Source organism: Baaleninema sp., from assembly GCF_049974805.1.
Classification (GTDB): domain Bacteria; phylum Cyanobacteriota; class Cyanobacteriia; order Cyanobacteriales; family Geitlerinemataceae; genus Baaleninema.
Genome location: NZ_JBNGCO010000183.1, coordinates 1 through 5,788, shown reverse-complemented (window position 1 = coordinate 5,788; position 5,788 = coordinate 1). Strand labels below are relative to the sequence as shown.

The 5,788-nt window shown below is 52.3% G+C and carries 4 protein-coding genes; 3 read left to right on the top strand and 1 reads right to left on the bottom strand.

The features are described 5' to 3' along the window. Both ACP5D4_RS20710 and ACP5D4_RS20705 read left to right on the top strand, forming a co-directional pair. Nucleotides 1-188: hypothetical protein (locus ACP5D4_RS20710; RefSeq protein ID WP_428013507.1), on the top strand; the 188-nt coding region annotated here is incomplete at its 5' end. 1,160 nt (nt 189-1,348) lie between these two features. Beyond that, on the top strand, nt 1,349-2,503 hold the full coding sequence (locus ACP5D4_RS20705) for a sodium-dependent bicarbonate transport family permease (RefSeq protein ID WP_428013506.1): 1,155 nt from the start codon (nt 1,349-1,351) through the stop codon (nt 2,501-2,503). Between the two features lie 230 nt (nt 2,504-2,733). Here the strand turns inward: ACP5D4_RS20705 and ACP5D4_RS20700 are convergent, their stop codons facing one another. Continuing rightward, nucleotides 2,734-3,588, bottom strand: coding sequence for a calcium-binding protein (locus tag ACP5D4_RS20700; RefSeq protein WP_428013505.1), 855 nt, complete (start codon nt 3,586-3,588; stop codon nt 2,734-2,736). 628 nt (nt 3,589-4,216) lie between these two features. Here ACP5D4_RS20700 and ACP5D4_RS20695 point away from each other — a divergent pair. Continuing rightward, nucleotides 4,217-5,704, top strand: a complete 1,488-nt coding sequence (locus ACP5D4_RS20695; RefSeq protein ID WP_428013504.1) for a glycosyltransferase family 2 protein — start codon at nt 4,217-4,219, stop codon at nt 5,702-5,704. The last annotated feature ends 84 nt before the right edge of the window (nt 5,705-5,788 follow it).

Genomic DNA, 5,788 nt, shown 5'->3' with positions numbered 1-5,788 from the left:
GGCTTGTGCAAGTCTATGGGCGCGATCGCCGCCTGCTCTGCGTCCTCGAGTCGTCTCACGCCTGGACTTTTTTGTTGGGCTGTGGGTTCGGTCTCCTACTGGCGGTGGGGTGGTACAACCTTGCTAGTTCCAGTCCCTCCACGACTTACGAGCCGGCAACAAGACCCGCCGAAATGTGGATCGATTAGCTCAGTCTTTCCTCGAAGAGTTGTGTGAACACGACTCCTGTTTCCGATTTGGCCGGCTTTGTACCGTCCTCTGGTGAAAACCAGCCGAGGTGAAAACCAGCAGAGGCTAGCGGCTTCGACTCGATAGCTAGGAGGGAGCCGGCCAGTCCACCACAGGAGCCAGGTTGACACTCTCCACCCATCACGGGGGCTTCTTCTTTGAGCGATCCGACTGTCCCTGACAACCGCGTTGCACCATTTACCGAACTGAGATCGACCCGCCGAGGTGAATTGACTTGGCGAGACAGTCGTTTTTAACGAGATTCCGATTTCGATCGCCATTGACATTGACCCGAGATATACGGCTTTTCCGAGAATAAAAGGAAAACTTATGATTTAAATTTGACATTACTTAGCAGATTCATCGAGAGCGATCGCCAAAATTGGCGATTTTAAGATAAACTTAATGGCATAGACTTAAGTGTATAGAGATTTAAGTCTTCATTGACCGCACTCTATGGCAGGTGTGGCAGGACAGCGACACCTTCGAGACCCATTGGGAGAGCGGCCACTTCTGAACACCCTGTCAACAGGTATTCCCGTAACACCTGTGCTGTCGGGAGGAAGTGCTTGATTCCTAAGTTCTTCAACTGTTCAAAGCTCACTTATTGCAATCATCGCTCCTCGTTAGAGGAGACCAAAGGAGGTATTCATGGCAAATTTCTCTCCCATGACTCGATCGCTCGGTGCTGGATGCTTCGAGTCGTCCCCTGTTGACCTATACCGATCTCATCAACTGGGCTAATCTGGGCGTTCAGTCGATGCAGTCCCCGAACGCGCAGCCATTTCCGGCTCAAGCGCGAAAAACGACCGCTCCCCATCTGAGCGGATACCCAAAAACCCTTTCCCAGAGAGATCGCTCGGATTTTACGAACCCATTTCTGGTGAACGATGGCCTCAACCAGCCATTGTTAATGAATCACCACTGATTAGCGAGATCGTTGGCGATCGCCAGATCGAAACCTTCGCTTCCAGCACACGACGTACCGGGATGCAGATGCATTTTTAGTGGCGGTTTGACTCGCCGCTCGCCCGGATGCGTGGAGCTAGGCACCTAGGATTCGAGGCCACCCTTGCCTGCCGTCCTGACCCCTAAGATCCGATCGAGGAGGAATTACAACGTGGATTTTTTATCCGATTTCTTGACACGCTTCCTGGATAAGTTGCAGTCCCCAACACTCGGCTTTCTGATTGGTGGTATGGTCGTTGCCGCCGTCAATAGCCGACTGCAAATTCCAGATGCGATCTATAAGTTCATCGTCTTCATGCTGCTCATCAAAGTCGGCCTGAGCGGCGGTATTGCGATCCGCAATGCCAATTTGGCAGAGATGCTGTTACCCGCACTGTTCGCTGCGATCGTCGGGATACTGATCGTGTTCATCGCACGCAACACCCTGGCCAGGCTACCGAAGGTCAAAACCGTAGATGCCATTGCGACTGGGGGCTTATTCGGTGCCGTGAGTGGCTCTACCCTCGCCGCGGGTTTGACAATGCTGGAATCGGAAGGCATGCAATACGAAGCCTGGGCTGCTGCACTGTATCCCTTCATGGATATCCCAGCCCTCGTCACGGCCATTGTTTTGGCCAGCATTTATACCGGCAAGCAAAAGTCTCTCAGCCAGCAGGAATCTCTCAGCAAGCAGGAGTCTCTCAGCAAGCAGGAGTCTCTCAGCAAGCAGCCGGTTGCCGCAGGTGGGTATCCCAGCGAACAGGAGTATCCCACCACCCGGCAGGAGTATCTCAGCCAGCAGCGCGGTACCGTAGACACGCGGGTCAAGATCTGGCCGATCGTGAAGGACAGCCTCCAGGGATCTGCCCTATCGGCATTGCTACTCGGTCTCGCTCTAGGCATACTCACCCAGCCGGAAAGCGTCTATGAGAGCTTCTTCAATCCCCTCTTTCGCGGTCTGCTTTCGATCCTGATGCTAGTCATGGGTATGGAGGCATGGGCAAGAATCGGCGAGCTGCGCAAGGTGGCTCAGTGGTACGCTGTATATGCTGTGGTGGCCCCGCTGCTACATGGGCTTATTGGCTTCGGTCTCGGCATGGTCGCCCACTACACTACAGGATTCAGCCCTGGCGGAGTCGTCATCCTGTCCGTCATCGCCGCCTCCAGTTCAGATATCTCAGGACCGCCTACTTTACGAGCCGGTATTCCCAAGGCCAATCCCTCCGCCTACATCGGTTCGTCCACAGCCGTCGGTACGCCAATTGCGCTTGCCGTGGGAATACCGCTCTTCATCGGACTCGCCCAGACTCTGATGGGAGGTGGCTGATTCCAGACGGGTCGCGGTCTGCTGGCGCTCCTCTAGTCCGGCAGACCGACGCGGCGGCTATGTCAAGGTCTGCGTCGTCTTTCTGCAACAGCTACGTGGCATATCGGTCTAGGTTGTCGACTTCCTCGCCAGCGTCAACGTCCAGCAGGAACGAAACAGGGCTACCCAAAAGCCGGGGTCATGCACCCCGGCTTTTGGGTTCGATGGTCTGGATTTCGAGCATGGCGTTCTCAAACGCCGAGTTCGGGAATGGAGATCGATCGCATCCGTTCTTCGAGGTCTCGAGCGGTAATATCGACCACGACGCCGACGATGGGGCCGGTTTGACCGATGCGAACCACCGTATCGACTTCCGGGCCGTTTTCGCCGTTGAAAGAGAGGAGATTTGATAAATCCACGCTGTCGTCGAGGGCGTAATCGTTGAAGTTAACCGCTAGAATATCGTCGTCGAAGTCGAAATCGATGGCCGCGTCCGCGTCGAGAATGTCCGTTACAGCATCTTGACTGCGGAATATTAAGGTATCGTCTCCTTCGCCACCTCGCATATCGTCAACGCCAAACCCGCCGAGGATGAGGTCGTCGTCATCGTTTCCCGAGAGAACGTCGTTTCCGTCTCCTCCGACGAGGGTATCGTCGTCGCCACCGCCGTTGAGGGTGTCGTTCCCGCGATCGCCGCTGAGAAAATCTTCGTCTTCTTGTCCGTACAGCCAATCGTTGTTTTGGCCGCCGAAGAGGGTGTCTTCGCCGTCGCCACCGAGGAGAATGTCGTCGCCGAGATTGCCGAAAACGAGATCGTCGTCGTCTCCTCCGGAAACGAAATCGTTGTCTCGTCCGGCGGCGAGGGTGTCGTCGCCGCCGTTTCCGAAAAGGCTGTCGTTACCTTGGTTGCCGAAATAAATGCGCTCGGCGTTATTGTCGATACCGGTGTCGTTTCCGACTTTGAGAACGAACGCATCGATCCCGACAGACGCCGCTAGTTGTTGTTGTTGGGTTAGGGGAAGGGCGTCGTAGGTGATGATGTCGTCGCCGTCGGTGGCGATGGCAAAATCGAAGTCGTTCCCGAGTTGAATCGCTGAAAGGGTCATAATTCAATGGAGCTTGCGGTGCTGCCAAGTTGAGAAAAAGAAGCCAACAGGATGTCAGTCTTTGTTTTTTAAGTTCGATCGAGTCGGGAAGTTTACCGGAAAGTCAAGGCGATCGACAGCTCGCTAGATCGATGGCCTCGAACCCCTCTCTCTACAGAACAGGACTCCCTCGAAACGGTTTGAGTTCCCTGGGCGGGTTTTAGGATGTCAGCGGTTGCGATGGGGGAGGCTGCTCTAAAGCGGAATTTTTCGACCCTTTATAACTTTTGGTGACTGATTTCAAAGGATTTGAGGGAATTTTAACAGTAAGGAACGCCCGCAGCGGTTTGTAAAGTTTTCGCGATTTTAGCGAGGCGAACCCGATCGCACGAGATTTCAGCCGTAGATCTTCTCGTATCTTGACTCGAGTGAGGCGGTTCGATCGAACCCAATCCGGTTGTCAATGCTGAAGTCGAGGCTTGTGGCTATAGACAGAGGATTACAATAAAACTTAGGAAACGCTTGCTCGAAATCAACACGATCGCACCCTCAAGAGTTTTTACCGATAGGGCGATCGACCTCATGATTTGGGTTTTCGGTTCGTTCGAGTCAGGGCTGGCATCTCTAATTTCTATATATTTTGAGCGGTATGCACTTTAGTATCGTTATAACGACATACAACCGCTTATCCCTTCTCAAACGCGCGATCGACTCCGCCTTGGCTCAAACTTTGCCCTGTGAAGTAGTCGTTGCGGACGACTGCTCTTGTGACGGAACCCAAGAGTACGTTCTCGAATTACAAGCAGCGTTGCGAGATATTGGCGATACGCGACTGATTTACCATCGAAATTCCACCAATTGCGGACATTCTGCCACGATGAACGCGGGGGTACGCGTGGCCTCGGGACAATGGATCAAACCCCTCGACGACGACGATTATCTCGACTCCACTTGTTTGGCGCAAATGTGGAAGGCCATCGAACGACATCCCGAGGCGGTGATTTGTTCCTGTCAAGCTGCTCAAGTGAACGCTGAAGAAGTCGAACTCAGTCGCACGCCGCGCACGGGGCCGGGAAAAGCATTTTATATTCCTCAAGAAGATATTCATTATGGAATGCTTTTAGAAATCGTTCCCTTTGGAACGCCCGTTCAAGTTGCCTTTCAACAGGAGGCGTTTTGGAAAGCGGGGGGATGGGATTCGCAGTTTGACGGCAATTGTGACGATATCGATTCTTGGATTAAAATCTCCCAGTTCGGCGATGCTATTTTTTTGAATCAGTGTTTGGCGTACCGGACGATTTGGCCGGGGGCGTACAACCGTCAGTTTGCGCTGGAAAAACGGTTGACGACTAATATTTTAATGAAGGAGAAGATTTATTATCTCGTCAGCGATAAGTATCGATTGCATATTCCAAAGGTGGAACATGTTACGGCCTATTTGAAGCTTCACTGGGGGGCGGTAGCTTTGAAGCAAGGACGGTTTTTGGATGGGTTGAAGTTGCTGTTTTCGACGGTTTTATATTGGCAGGCGTGGGAACTGTTCGTGCGGGCGACGTTGTTTCGCCAAAGCCCCTGGCTGGCGCGATCGAAGTGGTTCGAGGATTATAGTTTCGATTTTTCCAATCCCGTGAACCCCTCGGGGGCAACGCTCAACAATAGCGACATTCAAAAATATCTCAAACAACAACGTCTATTTTTACAGTTAAAGTGGAGTTTTTCGGCAATTCGAGAAGGTCGATTCAAGACGGGCATTCAGTTAGGATTGAGGTCTTTACTGAACTTATGGCGAGATTCGGTTTACAATTACTTTCCCAAACGATGGCAAATCAAAAAAATTCCGATTCAGGAACAAGTCGAAGCAAACACAGATTTAATTGAAGAAATTTACGATCTTTTGCAAAAAAAGTATCGATCGCAGATTCCCCATTTACGCGATTTGCGCAGCTACCTTCATTTAAGATGGGCTTGGGCGGCACTCAAAAAGGGTAAGGTTTGCACGAGTCTTCGCGTTGCTTTTCCGGCGATTTTTTCTTGGAAAGCCTGGAAAATTTGGCTGGAAACTGTTCGCGCTCAGCATCAAGAACATCGCCAAAAATCGGTGCGAAAATGGATTTTGATTGACGATCGCGATCCGTAAAGCTGGTTCTTGCACTGTTTGAGCGGTGTTACTTGACACTCCCCGGCCTAAAGGCGCGGGGATTCTCAGTTCGCTGGGTGCCCA